The sequence below is a fragment of the Streptomyces griseus genome, assembly GCF_900460065.1.
Lineage (GTDB): Bacteria > Actinomycetota > Actinomycetes > Streptomycetales > Streptomycetaceae > Streptomyces > Streptomyces griseus.
In genome coordinates this window covers 220667-233870 of record NZ_UAVD01000027.1, presented here as the reverse complement: position 1 = coordinate 233870, position 13204 = coordinate 220667, and the positions used below count along the sequence as shown (strand labels likewise).

Annotated in this window: 18 protein-coding genes and 2 tRNA genes; 13 read left to right on the top strand and 7 right to left on the bottom strand. The window is 68.3% G+C overall.

Features of this window, described 5'->3' with window-relative positions; all coding sequences use genetic code 11:
* Window positions 1-14 precede the first annotated feature (14 nt).
* From DTB53_RS16855 to DTB53_RS16830, 6 genes are all read right to left on the bottom strand, one after another.
* Window positions 15-1070: a UDP-N-acetylmuramate dehydrogenase gene (locus tag DTB53_RS16855; RefSeq protein WP_012379486.1), complete on the bottom strand. Its 1056-nt coding sequence runs from the start codon at window positions 1068-1070 to the stop codon at window positions 15-17.
* A 177-nt stretch (window positions 1071-1247) separates the two neighbouring features.
* Window positions 1248-1676 carry a MaoC family dehydratase gene (locus DTB53_RS16850; RefSeq protein ID WP_003967008.1) on the bottom strand — a complete coding sequence of 143 codons (429 nt, stop codon included), beginning with the start codon at window positions 1674-1676 and terminating at the stop codon, window positions 1248-1250.
* Window positions 1676-2128 carry a MaoC family dehydratase N-terminal domain-containing protein gene (locus DTB53_RS16845; protein WP_003967009.1) on the bottom strand — a complete coding sequence of 151 codons (453 nt, stop codon included), beginning with the start codon at window positions 2126-2128 and terminating at the stop codon, window positions 1676-1678. Before DTB53_RS16845 ends, DTB53_RS16850 begins: the two co-directional genes overlap by 1 nt.
* Before the next feature lie 124 nt (window positions 2129-2252).
* On the bottom strand, window positions 2253-2417 hold the full coding sequence (rpmG, locus tag DTB53_RS16840) for a 50S ribosomal protein L33 (protein WP_003956487.1): 165 nt from the start codon (window positions 2415-2417) through the stop codon (window positions 2253-2255).
* Window positions 2418-2505: 88 nt separating this feature from the next.
* Window positions 2506-2578: transfer RNA gene (locus DTB53_RS16835), tRNA-Met, on the bottom strand.
* A gap of 45 nt (window positions 2579-2623) precedes the next feature.
* A tRNA-Thr gene (locus DTB53_RS16830) sits at window positions 2624-2696 on the bottom strand.
* Between the two features lie 255 nt (window positions 2697-2951).
* On the opposite strand from DTB53_RS16830, the gene DTB53_RS16825 reads away from it, so the two are divergent.
* From DTB53_RS16825 to DTB53_RS16815, 4 genes are all read left to right on the top strand, one after another.
* Entirely contained in the window at window positions 2952-4247 is a 1296-nt protein-coding gene (locus DTB53_RS16825; protein ID WP_003967010.1) for an amidohydrolase family protein, read from the top strand.
* Window positions 4248-4281: 34 nt separating this feature from the next.
* Window positions 4282-4938 (top strand): SDR family oxidoreductase, encoded by a 657-nt coding sequence (locus tag DTB53_RS16820; RefSeq protein WP_003967011.1) that lies wholly within the window; start codon window positions 4282-4284, stop codon window positions 4936-4938.
* Window positions 4939-5370: 432 nt separating this feature from the next.
* Entirely contained in the window at window positions 5371-7296 is a 1926-nt protein-coding gene (locus tag DTB53_RS36705; RefSeq protein WP_141727049.1) for a hypothetical protein, read from the top strand.
* A 116-nt stretch (window positions 7297-7412) separates the two neighbouring features.
* A complete protein-coding gene (locus tag DTB53_RS16815; protein WP_012379488.1) occupies window positions 7413-8195 on the top strand; it encodes a GntR family transcriptional regulator in 783 nt (260 codons plus the stop codon).
* Here DTB53_RS16815 and DTB53_RS16810 read toward each other — a convergent pair.
* Window positions 8185-9312 (bottom strand): helix-turn-helix domain-containing protein, encoded by a 1128-nt coding sequence (locus tag DTB53_RS16810; RefSeq protein WP_202549308.1) that lies wholly within the window; start codon window positions 9310-9312, stop codon window positions 8185-8187. The two genes, DTB53_RS16815 and DTB53_RS16810, sit on opposite strands and share 11 nt — an antisense overlap.
* A gap of 684 nt (window positions 9313-9996) precedes the next feature.
* Between DTB53_RS16810 and DTB53_RS16805 the strand changes: the two genes are divergently transcribed.
* From DTB53_RS16805 to DTB53_RS16765, 9 genes are all read left to right on the top strand, one after another.
* Window positions 9997-10275, top strand: a complete 279-nt coding sequence (locus DTB53_RS16805; RefSeq protein WP_012379490.1) for a DUF6284 family protein — start codon at window positions 9997-9999, stop codon at window positions 10273-10275.
* Entirely contained in the window at window positions 10272-10544 is a 273-nt protein-coding gene (locus tag DTB53_RS16800; RefSeq protein WP_012379491.1) for a DUF6303 family protein, read from the top strand. Before DTB53_RS16805 ends, DTB53_RS16800 begins: the two co-directional genes overlap by 4 nt.
* Complete coding sequence (locus DTB53_RS16795; protein WP_012379492.1) at window positions 10541-10738, top strand: hypothetical protein; 198 nt, start codon at window positions 10541-10543, stop codon at window positions 10736-10738. The genes DTB53_RS16800 and DTB53_RS16795 overlap by 4 nt, the downstream gene beginning before the upstream one ends.
* Window positions 10735-11601 (top strand): DUF2637 domain-containing protein, encoded by an 867-nt coding sequence (locus tag DTB53_RS16790; RefSeq protein WP_012379493.1) that lies wholly within the window; start codon window positions 10735-10737, stop codon window positions 11599-11601. The genes DTB53_RS16795 and DTB53_RS16790 overlap by 4 nt, the downstream gene beginning before the upstream one ends.
* Window positions 11601-11942, top strand: a complete 342-nt coding sequence (locus DTB53_RS16785; protein ID WP_012379494.1) for an RRQRL motif-containing zinc-binding protein — start codon at window positions 11601-11603, stop codon at window positions 11940-11942. The genes DTB53_RS16790 and DTB53_RS16785 overlap by 1 nt, the downstream gene beginning before the upstream one ends.
* Window positions 11939-12220, top strand: a complete 282-nt coding sequence (locus tag DTB53_RS16780; RefSeq protein WP_012379495.1) for a hypothetical protein — start codon at window positions 11939-11941, stop codon at window positions 12218-12220. Before DTB53_RS16785 ends, DTB53_RS16780 begins: the two co-directional genes overlap by 4 nt.
* Window positions 12221-12234: 14 nt before the next feature.
* The gene (locus DTB53_RS16775) at window positions 12235-12594 is read left to right on the top strand and encodes a DUF6251 family protein (RefSeq protein ID WP_012379496.1); all 360 of its coding nucleotides are present in this window, start codon (window positions 12235-12237) and stop codon (window positions 12592-12594) included.
* A gap of 17 nt (window positions 12595-12611) precedes the next feature.
* The gene (locus DTB53_RS16770; protein ID WP_012379497.1) at window positions 12612-12800 is read left to right on the top strand and encodes a hypothetical protein; all 189 of its coding nucleotides are present in this window, start codon (window positions 12612-12614) and stop codon (window positions 12798-12800) included.
* Window positions 12801-12880: 80 nt separating this feature from the next.
* Entirely contained in the window at window positions 12881-13204 is a 324-nt protein-coding gene (locus tag DTB53_RS16765; protein WP_012379498.1) for a hypothetical protein, read from the top strand.

Here is a 13204-nt window from a genome sequence, read left to right as displayed (position 1 = left end):
CCCGACGACAGGACCTAGAGGCTGACGCCGACCGTCACCGGCTCGTTGACCAGGGTGACGCCGAAGGCCTCGTGCACTCCGGCGACGACCTCGCGGGCCAGGGCGAGCAGGTCCTCGGTGGTGGCCGCGCCCCGGTTGGTGAGGGCGAGGGTGTGTTTGGTGGAGATGCGGGCGGGGCCGCTGCCGTAGCCCTTGGTGAATCCGGCCCGGTCGATCAGCCAGGCGGCCGAGGTCTTGGTCCGGCCGTTCCCGGCGGGGAACGCCGGGGGCGTCACGTCCGGCCCGAGGCGGTCGTGGACCCGGCCGAGGAAGTCCTCGAAGGCGGCCGGTTCGAGGATCGGGTTGGTGAAGAAGGACCCCGCCGACCAGGTGTCGTGGTCCTCCGGGTCCAGCACCATGCCCTTGCCGGCGCGCAGCCGCAGCACGGTCTCGCGGGCGGCCGGCAGCGGGACGCGGTCGCCCTGCTCGACGCCCATGGCCCTGGCCGTTTCGGGGTACTTCAGGGGTGCGGAGAGCCCGTCTGCCTCTTCCAGCTCGAATCGGACACGCAGCACCACGAAGCGGTCGGGTTCGGCCTTGAAACGGCTGTGGCGGTACGAGAACGCGCACTCGGCGTTCGGAATCGTCACCGTCTCCCCGGTGCGCCGGTCGTAGGCGACGACCTCCGTGATGGTGGTGGACACCTCCTGTCCGTACGCGCCGACGTTCTGGATGGGCGTCGCGCCCGCGGATCCGGGGATGCCGGCCAGGCACTCGATGCCCGCGAGGCCCGCCTCGACGGTCCGGGCGACGGCGTCGGTCCACACCTCTCCGGCCGCCAGTTCCAGCGCCGTACCGGAGAGCTCGAAGCCCTTCGTGGCGATGCGCAGCGCGGTGCCGTCGAAGCCCTTGTCCCCGATGACCAGGTTGGAGCCGCCGCCGATGACGAGCAGCGGGGTGCCGCTCGCGTCGGCCTCGCGCACGGCGGCGATCACCTCGGCGTCGGTCGTGGCGGTCAGCAGCCGGGCGGCGGGGCCGCCGAGCCGGAAGGTGGTCAGGGGGGCGAGGGGGGCGTCGTGGAGTTCCTGCACGGGGACAAGAGTACGGTCCGCGCCCCCGCCGCTCGTGCGGGGCCACGGACCGCGCCCGGGGGCCGGGGGGGGTGTCCGGCGGAGGCGGCCAGGAGCACAAGTGAGGGGCGCCCCTCCGCGGAGGAACGCCCCTGACCGCCCGGCCCCGTCCCGGGCGAGCCGCTGCTCGGCCGTGTCTCAGGCGAGCCGGACCACGGCCCGGGACATCCCCAGCACCTTCTTGCCGTCGCACACGGCGACCAGGTCCACCCGGACCAGGTTGTCGTCCAGCTTGGCCGCGACCTTGCCGCTGACCTCGATCAGCGCGCCCTTGTCGTCGTTGGGCACGACGACCGGCTTCGTGAAACGCACTCCGTAGTCGACGACCGCGCCCGGGTCGCCGGCCCAGTCCGTGACCACCCGGATCGCCTCGGCCATCGTGAACATGCCGTGCGCGATCACGTCGGGCAGCCCGACCTCCAGCGCGAACTTCTCGTTCCAGTGGATCGGGTTGAAGTCGCCCGAGGCGCCCGCGTACTGCACGAGCGTGGCCCGCGTCACCGGGAAGGACCGCGCCGGCAGCTCCGTACCGACCTCGACCGACCCGTAAGAGATCTTCGCCGTCATCACGCCTCCTCGGCGGCGCGCGCCACCAGCTTCGTGAGCGCCGTGACCACCAGCTCACCGGTCTCGTCGTGGACATCCCCGCGGATGTCCACGATGTCGTTGCCCGCGAGGGACTTGACGGCCTCGATCGTGGACGTGACCGTCAGCCGGTCCCCCGCCCGCACCGGGCGCACGTAACTGAACTTCTGGTCACCGTGGACGACGCGGCTGTAGTCCAGGCCCAGCTGCGGGTCCCGCACCACCTCTCCGGCGGCCCGGTAGGTGATCGAGAAGACGAACGTGGGCGGCGCGATCACATCGGCGTGACCGAGCGCACGGGCGGCCTCCGCGTCCACGTACGCCGGATGGGTGTCGCCCACCGCCTCGGCGAACTCGCGGATCTTCTCCCGGCCGACCTCGTACGCCGGAGTGGGCGGATAGGTCCGCCCCACGAAGGACTGGTCGAGCGCCATGAGCTCGCTACCTCCTGAGAAACCTGGTGAAAGACGAATAAGGGCACGCTCCCGTGCGGGAACGACCCCCGACAACGACACGAGGCCGCCCCCAGGAGGGGGCGGCCTCGTGTACGAGCCTGATTCAGCGCGTTTCGCGGTGCGCGGTGTGCGAGTTGCAGCGCGGGCAGTGCTTCTTCATCTCAAGACGGTCCGGGTTGTTACGCCGGTTCTTCTTGGTGATGTAGTTCCGCTCCTTGCACTCCACGCAGGCCAGCGTGATCTTCGGGCGGACGTCGGTGGCAGCCACGTGAGTGCTCCTTGGACGGACGGTGGACGGATGAACGCATAAAAGGGTAGCCGATCGAAGGACCGACCCAGCAATCGGCTACCGTTAGTAGCGGTGACCGGACTTGAACCGGTGACACAGCGATTATGAGCCGCTTGCTCTACCGACTGAGCTACACCGCTTTGATGATGAGTCCCCCCGCCGAAGCGGGGTTTCCCGATCACCAGAGCCCCAATGCGGAATCGAACCGCAGACCTTCTCCTTACCATGGAGACGCTCTACCGACTGAGCTATTGGGGCGAGCGATGAAGACATTACACGGTCCCCCGCCGGTTGCCCAAATCCGTTTGCGCGGCGCTCTCCGCCCCTCCGTCCGGGGCCGCCCACACCCCCTGATCAGGCCTTGATCCAGGCCGCGTCCGCCTCCGGAACGGGCCCCTCCGGCGGCCGGCACGGGCGCACCGGTACGACTATTCCGCTCCTCCCGGACGCCGCCCCCGGGCGCACCTAGGGTGAGGTCACTCCATGTGATCTTGCACCCCTCCCAGGAGCGCGATGCCCGACAGCCAGCCGCGGCGGCCCGACGACAACGCGCCCGACAGCGCCGACGCGGCCACCACCGCCGACCACCCCGCCCTCGTCCTCGGCGGGGCCCGTCTCGTCGACGGGCGGGCCGTCGACGTACGCCTGAGCGGCAGCCGGATCGAGGCCGTCGGCACCGCGGGCAGCCTGACCGCCCGCGGCCCCCGCATCGACCTCCGCGGCTACCTCCTGCTCCCCGCCCCGGCCGAACCCCACGCCCACAGCGACACCGCCCTGACCGCCGACAGCGCGGGGCCCGACAGCCCCGGCCCCGCCTCGCACCGCGCCGAGGACATCCAGCGCCGCGCGACCGAGGCCGCCCTGCTCCAGCTCGGCCACGGCGCCACCGTCCTGCGCACCCACGTCCGGGTCGGCGACGTCCAGGGGCTCGCCCCGCTCGAAGCCGTCCTGCAGACCCGGCGTGCCCTGCGCGGCCTCGCCGACGTCATGCCCGTCGCGGTCCCCCGCCTCCTCACCGGCATCGCCGGGGCGGACAGCCTCGCGATGCTCCGGGACGCGGTGAAGATGGGCGCGGCGGTCGTCGGCGGCTGCCCCGACCTCGACCCCGACCCCACGGGCTACACCGAGGCCGTCCTGGAGATCGCGGCCGAGCACGGCTGCCCCGTGGACCTGCACACCGACGGCGACGACCCCGCCCGCCTGTCCCGGCTCGCCGCGATGGCCGCCGGCCTGCGTCCCGGCGTCACGCTCGGCCCCTGCGGCGGCCTGGCCCACCTGCCCCTGGAGGCCGCGGCCCGTGCCGCCGACCGGCTCGCCGCCGCCGGGATCACCGTGGTCTGCCTGCCCCAGGGCGGCTGCGCGGGCGCGGAGCGCCGGACGACCGCCCCCGTGCGCCTGCTGCGCTCCGCCGGCGTGCGCGTCGCGGCGGGCAGCGGTGCGCTGCGGGACACGGCCAACCCGGTCGGACGCGGCGATCCGCTCGAAGCCGCCTACCTCCTCGCCTCCCAGGCGGGGCTCCGCGCCGAGCAGGCGTACGCGCTGGTCTCCACGTCCGCCCGCGCGGCCCTGGGCCTGCCCGACGTGCGCGTCGAGGCGGGCTTCCCCGCCGAACTCCTCGCCGTGCGCGGCGAACGGCTCTCCGCGGTGCTCTCGCTCGCCTACAGCCGCATCGTCATCCACGGCGGCCGGATCGTCGCCCGTACCAGTGCCGTGCGCGAGTACTGCGACTCCGACGGGGACGCCGCCACGGGGCTCGGCGGACTCCCGCGGCAGGGGCGGCCCGACCCGGGCGCCGGGCCGAGGAACTGAGCGCGACCGCGTCCCCGGGCGTACGGTCGGTGGTATGCGCATTGTCATCGCAGGTGGACACGGACAGATCGCACTGCGGCTGGAGCGGCTGCTCGCCGCACGCGGGGATGAAGCCGTAGGGATCATCCGCAACCCCCAACAGAGTCAGGACCTGACCGACGCCGGCGCCGAACCCGTCGTGCTGGACCTCGAATCGGCCACCGTGGAGCAGACCGCGCAGGTGCTGCGCGGCGCGGACGCGGCCGTCTTCGCGGCGGGCGCCGGGCCGAACAGCGGCACCGCCCGGAAGGACACCGTCGACCGCGACGCGGCCGTGCTGTTCGCCGAAGCGGCCGAGGCGGCGGGCGTCCGCCGCTTCCTCGTCGTCTCCTCGATGGGCGCCGACCCGGACCATCCCGGCGACGAGGTCTTCGACGTGTATCTGCGGGCCAAGGGCGCCGCGGACGCGGCCGTGCGCTCCCGCACGGCACTGGACTGGACGATCCTGCGCCCCGGCATGCTGACGGACGACGCGGGCACCGGCCAGGTCCTCCTGGCCGCCTCGACGGGCCGCGGCCCGATCCCCCGCGACGACGTGGCGGCCACGCTGCTGGAGCTGCTGGACACCCCGGCGACGGCGGGCCTCACCCTGGAGGCGATCTCGGGGAGCGTGCCGGTGACGGTGGCCGTGAAGGACGTCGCGGGCAACTGATCGACGGCGGGGTTCCGCCGGGAGGCCCGCGCGGCGGGAGCCCCGGCGGGAGTTCCGTGCCCGGAGAACGAGGAAGCCCCCGACCGGAAGAACCGGTCGGGGGCTTCGTTCGCGTGGCGGCGCCAGGGTTCGAACCTGGGTAGGCTGAGCCGGCAGATTTACAGTCTCAACCAACACACCTTCCTGACCTGGGCATTGACCCTAAATGATCACTGCGGCCCCGCAGTCACCCCACGGGTGGCGCTTTCGCACCGTCGCCTCCCCCTCGGTCCGCAGCCCCTCTCAGCCTAAGGGCCAGCCCGCCCCCTGTGTGCCTTCTGAAAAAGGCTGCCAACACCTCCGCCCGTGCGGCAAGATTCGAGCATTGGCAAGCCGCGACCGCATGGAACGGCACAGCCCGACCGCGCAATCTGCTCAAGGGGGCGGCGCTTAATGGATGAAATTCCCAGCAAAGAACGCAGTTCGAAAGCGCTGGCTTATATCTATGACGCTGAACGCCTACCTGTAATCTCTGCACTGATAACCGACGCCCTTGAAGGGGTTACCAGTTATCACGAAATCGGTTCCCTCATTTTTGGACGGATGCAGCAGCAAAATGTAGTTACTGAGGCTGAGGCGAGGGAAACGGCATCAATATTCTACTATCGATTCGACATTGAACGAGGCCCTGGATCGAAACCTGGCGCGCTCCTCGAACCTCTCTCTGAAAAAGGCGACGAATATTTCTGGCCGCGCCCCGTTCGAACAGCAGACTCCGATGTCTTGAAACTTTGGGATGCCCTGCTCCCTGCTCGCAACGAACCGGAGATTCAAGGACTCCTGGCAGACCTTCTATTTTCTGCCAGGCACCAGAAGCCGCATATCTACGCACGCGCAGCAGTGGAGGGCTACCTAGCCTCACGGGAAGGGGACTTCAGCGAAGGCGCGAGAAGCGAAATGCTCGTCAGGTCTTGGTCAATTCTTCGATCCATGGGCATGAGAGACCTTGAGGCTTCCGTAGAGGAAGCCATGTGCGACCTGGTCAAGAAAAGCCTTGCCACAGATTCCCCTGCCCCCGGAACCGTTATCCCAATCCTGCACTGCCTTCTGCAAGGTCGTCTCAAGCGAAAGGGGGAATCCTCGCGGAGTGAACTACCCCCCGAGATAGTCGACTACCTTTTTTCCGCACTCGATCACTTCAAGGCAGATTACCTGTCCTCGCAACTCGCAGAGATGGCGCGGGAATGCCTGAAAGACACCGCTCTGGTCCAGCGCGCGTTGAAAAAAGCAGCAGCCAACCTGCTGGAGGCGGCGGAGCAGGTAACGGACGGGCACCTTAAGACTCACTGGCTTCTAGCAGCAGCACAATTCTCCCGCAGGTTCCATCTGGAAAAGGAACACGAGGAATGCGTAAGAAGACTACAAGCCATTGATCGTGCGACATTCAATTGGACCACCCTAAGGGCCGCCTCGACCCTACGCGCCAGTGACATTGAGTCCTATCTACGCACCTTCGATCAACCACACCTGATGGATGCGCTTGTACGATTCTTTGACACTCCGCCCCCGACTGGATCACGGGAACAAAACGAAAAGCTGGCACGACAAATCCTCAAGAACTCACTGACTGCCATGATTATGGGCACGGCCACTTACGGGGCCCACGGCATGCCACAGAAATCTTACAACTCGGACGAAGACAAGCTGCGGTATCAGGTCAGCAGTATTGAGACGATATCGATGCAAGCGCATGGCCGCTTCCTTTCCGCCGCCCTCGACAGAATGGCGCACACACATAAAATCCCGTCCACCGAAACGCTGCACGCATGGATCATAGAGTGCTACGGATCGGATCCCGGGCTCTGCCTCACTCTCGCGAAAAGCCTGTCCCTATTTTGGGAGCAAGAATACATTTCTTGCGTGCAATTGGCCATGCCAAGGGTGGAAGCCGCCATCCGGTCGCTTCTGCTACTACTTAACGAGCCCATTTATCGAGTGGAGGAAGATAAGTCAATAGGCGGGTTCCCTGGCCTTGGGGCCATGATGCCCCATATCGAGAGACACGGCCTCGATCCTGACTGGTGTTCATTTATTAACGCCCTTCTACTGACACCCGGGCGCAATCTCCGAAACATCGGCGCACATGGGTTCTTGCAGGACGTCGACAAGCAGACTGCCGCGCTTGTAATTCGCGCTCTGTCCGTCGTGGCCCTTCTGGCTCCCGACGAGACAAGCAAGCAAGCAAGCAAAGTGCAGGCGATCAGTGAGTCACTTGCTTATCCGACAGGAAGAAAGCGCCTATCTCTTGTAGATCGCCTGATGTTGAAAGCGTACGCCCGACTGGGGGCGGTTCTAGCAGCACGAAGAGGGATATCTTAGAGATAGAAAAGCCCAGCCTAGAGCCCCATTCATGTGCAACCGCCCACCCCTATCCTCAAAGCAGGGGCAACTAAGATGGGGGTGGGCACCACAGCAGAACGGAGAGCGCTCCGCACATGGGACCGAAGACGACCAAGGTATATGACACGCTTCGAGACCGGCTCATTGCTGGTGAGTATCGCCCGGGCGACAAGATGCCTTCAGAGCGAGCGCTGGTCGAGGAGCTAGGCATCGGACGAACGGCACTGCGCCAGGTGCTCGCGCGTCTGGTCACTGAAGGTGCTCTGGAGGTCAGAGGACGTAGCTCGTATCGGGTGCCTGGCAAGGTGACCATCCAAACCCCGGAAGGAGTGAAGCCATGGCGTATCCACGGTGAGCGCGATCTGTACGACAACCAATGGGTAAAGCTGCAACTCTGGGACGTTGAGCCGCCCGGCATGGAGCAGTTCGAGCATCACGTCGTGAAGCTCCAACATGTGGCTGTAACTGCCGTTCTGGACGGCCAGGACCGTGTACTCATGATGTGGAGATACCGTTTCGTACCTCAGCAGTTCGGATGGGAGCTTCCGGGCGGCATTGTTGACGCCGGCGAAGACCCGGCAGACACTGCGTTGCGTGAGGTCGTCGAAGAGACAGGATGGCGTCCGAAGTCGCTGGAACACGTTGTCACCTACCAACCCATGGTCGGCATGGTCGACTCGCCACACGAGGTCTTCGTGGGTCACGGGGCGGAAAAGGTCGGGGCCCCATCCGACCTGGAAGAGGCGGCTCACATCGAGTGGGTTCCGTTGGCCGACATTCCGGGGCTGATGGCCCGCGGCGAGCTGATGGGGTCTGGCACGCTCGTTGCCTTGTTGCACATCTTGGCAACCCGAGCCGGGCGAGGCGCTACAGCCTGACGCTAATCATCTCGACGCGACGGCGTTGCCGCACTGAACCAGTGCGGCTCGCCAGCAGTCGGGCCTGTCGTAGGTGAGTCTGCGCGTCGTCGTACTCGGCACGAGTCAGGTGTGCCTGGGCCAGGTCGGCGTGCATTCCTGCCCTGGCCCGCACGAAGGTCGGGTCCATCTTCTCCAGCGCTCCGTACAAGCTCGTGACCGCGTCGCCTTCTCCGAGGAGGGCCAGTACGTTGCCCTGCCAGCGCGCCAGATGAACGCCGTTCAAGAAGATGCTCCGCAAGTCCGGATCTCGCTCCTCAGATCCAGGCGGGATGCTGGATAGCGCGGCATCCAATGCGCGGTGGCAATCGTCCGGCATGCCAGCATGAGCGCACATCTCTGCCTCAGTGGCATACAGCCATGCCCGGAGCCGAGCCGAACCGGCTTCGCCAACCGTACGTTGGGCGTCCCGCACCAGGTCAAGACCGAGTCGGGGCCGTCCGGCCTCACAAAGCACGTACGCCTGCTCCCCCATGGCGTGCGCCAGGTGCATAGGGGCCTCAGCGTCCCGCGCCGCCCGCTTAGCCAACTCGTAGTGCCGCCAAGCCCGTTCCACGGCGCCGGAGTCGATCGCTTGCCACGCTGCCAGTGTCGATGCTCCGGCAAGCGCGAGCGCCACTGGACGGCGCGCCGCGGGAAGCACCGCGAAGTTGAGCGCGTCCTCTAGCGCGCCAAGATGCCCCGTCATCTGGTCAACCAGCCCGGCCGCGCCCATCTGCCTGTCCATGGTGCGAAGCAACTCTGTCTGTGCGTCGAAGGTTCTCACCATCGACTCAGCGATACTGCTGGCCGCGTCGATCCGGCTCAGAAGTTCGTCGTAGCCGTCGGCCGATACAGCCTGGGTCGGGGCCGCATCCCTCAACTCGGCGTCAGTGACTCCGAGGAGTTGCCGCAGGATGGCCGCATAGCGGTCCGAGAGAGTGCGCTTGCCGTTCTCCCACTCCGACACGTACACGCGCAGACTCACAGTTGCGGCAACGTCCGTGACGTTTCGCCGGGCGTAGGTCTCGATCTCGCGAACCAGTCGCTCTTGAGACCAACCGCGCGCCGTTCGTGCGGTTCGAAGTCCTGTGCTCATAGGTCACCTCTCCGGCGGCGGATGCCCTACCTGGGCTCCCCAGCATGCCGCACGTCACCGCAGGTCAACAGGGGTTAACAAGCCCCGCGTTAAGCCCTGTTGGCTACCGGTCTACCGCCGTGAGCGGTCTTCTGGAGGGGCACCGCAGCAAGGTCGCCGTCACTCGAAATGACGACCCCCCTTGACTCTGGTGCGCACCAGATGCAATCTACTGGTGCGCACCAGATGCCGAGCTGAATCGGTACGTGGTGTGGAAGGGCGGGGACGCTGCAATCCCGCTAAAGGCCAGGGGACAGGGCTTCGGCCCGACTGGCGAGGTGGCCCGGTGACCGCGAGCAACGGCCGGAGAGTGGGGACGAGGTCCCCCTTGCAGTGCGAGACCCAAACCCGGACGACAGAGAGAAGGCCATGAGCAAGCGAAGTACGAGGGCGTTGCCCGCGCTGGACCGGCGCCGGTAGCCACGCCCTTCTGAGTCGGCGGCCGAGCAGTACGGCCACCTGCACGGACCGTGTTTCCCGCGGCTATTGCGGGGCCGGTTGCCTCCCCCGCCCGTCCAGTCCTCCACGTATGGGGTGCTGTACGGACGGGGCGAGGGGAGCCGGATGGTTCCAACGGCGAGAACCCCCGGAGCGGGAACTCCGGGGGTTCTCTGTAAGCCGTTCCTTCCTGAGAGGAACAGACACATGAACAGCATCGCAGCACTTCAGGCCGTTGTTACGGCCGCCCCGTTCGACGGTGAGCCGTCGGACGCCGAGCTGGACGCGATCGACCGGGAGATGCCCGCCATCCTGGCGGACGTCGACCTGCTGGACGCGCAGATCATGACCATCGGCCGCACGCCGACGGAGCTGGACGAGCGGCGTATCCGCCGGGCCCGCCGGCGGGTGCTGGCCGCCCGCCGCGACCTGGCCAACCTCACCGCCGCCGCGACGGACGCCACGGTGTCGGGGGGTGCGGCATGAATTACGGCGCGCGGTTGTCCAACAGCTTCCTTGGTGAGTGGGAGCTGTACGTCGTCACCGACGGGATCAGCCTGAACTGGCCTGAGCACTCGTTCGGGCGGACCGGGCCGGTCCCCACGGTGCAGGAGCGGGCGGATGCGCTGACCGCCCTCGGTTTCGTCCTCGCGGACGACGCGGGGTGGGAGTGGCAGGAGTGCCCCACGGGTGTCATGGACCGTGTGGAACTGCTGGCGTCCGCGAACGTCCAGCGGAAGGACGGTGCGGCATGAGCGACACCAACACCATCGCCGTCCGGCGGGCGCTCCTGCTGGTGTTCGCCGGTATCGCCCTGGCCGTCATCGGGGCCTCGCTCGCCACGGCCACCGGCCGCCCGGTGTGGCGGGCCGTGGCCGCCGCCGGCGCTCTCGCCCAGACCGCCGGTTGGGTCCTCGCCGTGTACTACCGCCGGGGTGGTGCGGCATGAACCGCTGGGGCAAGAGCCTGCTGATCGCCGCTCTGGTCGGTGTGGTCGCCATGGCCTTCCGGGTCTCCTGGAACGCGCTGAAGGACGTCGCCACCGCCACCGGGGCCGACGAGACCGCCGCCACCCTCTACCCGTTCGTCGTCGACGGCCTGATGGCGCTCGCCCTGGTCGCGACCCTCGTCCTGACCGGCGACGCCCGCCGCTTCGCCCTGCGGGTGCTGGCCGCCTACACCCTGGCCTCACTCGTCCTCAACTACGTGCACGGTCTCGTGCCGGAGCTGCACGACGAGGTGGTCGACTGGGGTCGACTGGCCGACTGGGACCCTGCCAACTGGGCGCTGGTCCTGCTGGCCACGTCGTTGCCGGTCGGGTCGATCTACTTCGGTTCCGACCTCGTCGCCAAGGTCCTGCACCACCGACCGATCGAGCACCCGACCAGCACGCCGAATCGGGATCAATCGGCCGAGACATGTGTAAATCGGTCTACGGCTGACCTGGAAGTATCGACCCCCGCGCCGATCACCCCGACCCCGGCTCCTGCGGAGCTCCCGGCGGCCCCGGTGGTGTCCCTGGTGAAGTCGACCGATCGTGTCCCGGTCGGTGTGGTGGCCGCGGAGTCGACCCGTCCGCGTCAGGCGACCGGACGCGTTCCTGATGTGGCCCGGTCGAGTCGGCCGAACCGCACCGCCGATCAGCTCCTGACCGAGGCCCGTACGGCTACGGCCGACTGGACCGATCGGGAGCTGACCGCCGAAGGCATTCGCAAGGCGGTCCGCACCTCCCCGGCCAAGGCCCGCGTCCTGCGCGAGACGCTGCGCGCCGAGCGTGGGCAGTCGGCCGGCACGGGTGAGGCGGTGGCCTGATGGCCGACGTCTACCGGTGGCGTCTGGCCCCCGACGGGTTGGCCACCCGCCGTCAGCTCCGCGCGCTGGGGCTGCGGCCCGGTGGTCAGGACGTCGTCGCCGAACTCCACCGCCCGCGCCGCCGCAAGGCCCCGCTGGTCGCCTATCTCTACCGGGTCGACCGGGCCAAGCCCGTCCGCCCCATGACCCCGGCCCGGACCGCCGCTCTGGATGCGGCGATGCGGGCCCGCCGCACCTGCCCCACCTGCCGCACCGATGCCGGGTACTGCATCCCCCGGTCGCTCGGCATGTGCGTGCCCTGCCACGACACCCCACCGCCCCGGAAGGACAGCACCTCATGAAGCCGCGCCGCCCCGTCCAGCTCACCTCCCTGGTCCACTACACCGGCCGTGACCACCAGACCACCTACCTCCCCGAGGCGGTCACGGTCGACATCACCCGGCAGTGCATCCGCCGGGCCCGCTTCCACGGCGCGACCGTGACCCTCCACCCGACCACGGACCGCACCGGCGATGCCGTCCAGCTCGCCCATGTCCACTACGGCCCCGGCCACTGGTCCAACACCGACGCCGTCACCGACATCTACGAGATCCCCGTCACCGCGCTCCTCGACCTCTGAAGGAGGCACCGCCCATGGACAACCTCCCCGCCCCCCGAACCCCGTCCGTCGTCCGCCTGCCTGACGGCACCCCCGCCTACACCGACCACCTCCCCACCACCTACCAGCCCACCAACGCGGCACCGCAGGTCGTCCACGTCCACCAGGCCCCGCCGGACCGGACCGTGCAGCGTCTCGCGCTCGGCTCCGGCGTGGGCGCCGGAGCCGTCGCCGCCGGCGTCTACTTCGGCCCGCTCCTCGTCGGCGTCCTCACCGCCATCGCCGCCAACCTCGCGCTCCTCGCCCTGGTCGCCTCCGTCTGCGCGTGGGGCGTCGTCACGGTCGTGAAGTCGGTCGGCGGCACCAGCGGCAAGACCGGCCGCAAGAGCCGCTGACCCGGAAGGGAGAAGCCATGTTCAAGGCAGGGCAAGAAGTGCTGATCGTCTCGTGTGAGGACGACCCGCGCGCGGCCGGCAGGACCGGCCGGATCGTCGACGAAGTACCGCCGGGCCCCCTCACCGAGGGCCGATGGACCGTGCGCAGGATCGGGCTGCTGATCGGCCCCGTCCTGTGCCACACCTCCGAACTGCGGCTTGCCTGAAGGCTGCCCGCGCCTCCCCGGCCACCGCCGGGGAGGCAAGGGGAGCCGGACAGACCGGCCCCACCCCACAGGAGGTCACCGTGCACAGCTACACCCGAGCCGAGTCCCGCGAGCGCGGCAAGCTGTTCCGCAAGGGCTTCAAGCAGGCCCTTGCCGACTGCGTCGACGCCAAGGTCACCGCCCGTATCCACGCCATCGACCAGGCAGCCGCCGAGCGCGGGCAGCGGGAGCTGACGGCGCTGCACGAGGTGCAGGCCACCGCCCGGCAGGAGTTGGCCAGGGCCAAGGCCGCCGAGCGCACCTCACCCCGCGCCGACAAGACCGCCGCCCGTCAGGCCCGCAAGGACGCCGAGCAGCGCGTCCGCCTCGCGGAGCGGGCCGTTCACAAGGCCGAGCGCGACTGA

What these genes read in the sequence shown, in the direction of transcription:
- DTB53_RS16850 (WP_003967008.1), bottom strand. Translation starts at nt 1,676, where the DNA reads ATGACGGCGAAGATCTCTTACGGGTCGGTCGAGGTCGGTACGGAGCTG.
- DTB53_RS16820 (WP_003967011.1), top strand. Translation starts at nt 4,282, where the DNA reads ATGCGCATTGTCATCGCAGGTGGACACGGACAGATCGCACTGCGGCTG.
- DTB53_RS16805 (WP_012379490.1), top strand. Translation starts at nt 9,997, where the DNA reads ATGAACAGCATCGCAGCACTTCAGGCCGTTGTTACGGCCGCCCCGTTC.
- DTB53_RS16825 (WP_003967010.1), top strand. Translation starts at nt 2,952, where the DNA reads ATGCCCGACAGCCAGCCGCGGCGGCCCGACGACAACGCGCCCGACAGC.
- DTB53_RS16795 (WP_012379492.1), top strand. Translation starts at nt 10,541, where the DNA reads ATGAGCGACACCAACACCATCGCCGTCCGGCGGGCGCTCCTGCTGGTG.
- DTB53_RS16780 (WP_012379495.1), top strand. Translation starts at nt 11,939, where the DNA reads ATGAAGCCGCGCCGCCCCGTCCAGCTCACCTCCCTGGTCCACTACACC.
- DTB53_RS16785 (WP_012379494.1), top strand. Translation starts at nt 11,601, where the DNA reads ATGGCCGACGTCTACCGGTGGCGTCTGGCCCCCGACGGGTTGGCCACC.
- DTB53_RS16800 (WP_012379491.1), top strand. Translation starts at nt 10,272, where the DNA reads ATGAATTACGGCGCGCGGTTGTCCAACAGCTTCCTTGGTGAGTGGGAG.
- DTB53_RS16790 (WP_012379493.1), top strand. Translation starts at nt 10,735, where the DNA reads ATGAACCGCTGGGGCAAGAGCCTGCTGATCGCCGCTCTGGTCGGTGTG.
- DTB53_RS16810 (WP_202549308.1), bottom strand. Translation starts at nt 9,312, where the DNA reads ATGAGCACAGGACTTCGAACCGCACGAACGGCGCGCGGTTGGTCTCAA.
- DTB53_RS36705 (WP_141727049.1), top strand. Translation starts at nt 5,371, where the DNA reads ATGGATGAAATTCCCAGCAAAGAACGCAGTTCGAAAGCGCTGGCTTAT.
- DTB53_RS16815 (WP_012379488.1), top strand. Translation starts at nt 7,413, where the DNA reads ATGGGACCGAAGACGACCAAGGTATATGACACGCTTCGAGACCGGCTC.
- DTB53_RS16845 (WP_003967009.1), bottom strand. Translation starts at nt 2,128, where the DNA reads ATGGCGCTCGACCAGTCCTTCGTGGGGCGGACCTATCCGCCCACTCCG.
- DTB53_RS16770 (WP_012379497.1), top strand. Translation starts at nt 12,612, where the DNA reads ATGTTCAAGGCAGGGCAAGAAGTGCTGATCGTCTCGTGTGAGGACGAC.
- DTB53_RS16775 (WP_012379496.1), top strand. Translation starts at nt 12,235, where the DNA reads ATGGACAACCTCCCCGCCCCCCGAACCCCGTCCGTCGTCCGCCTGCCT.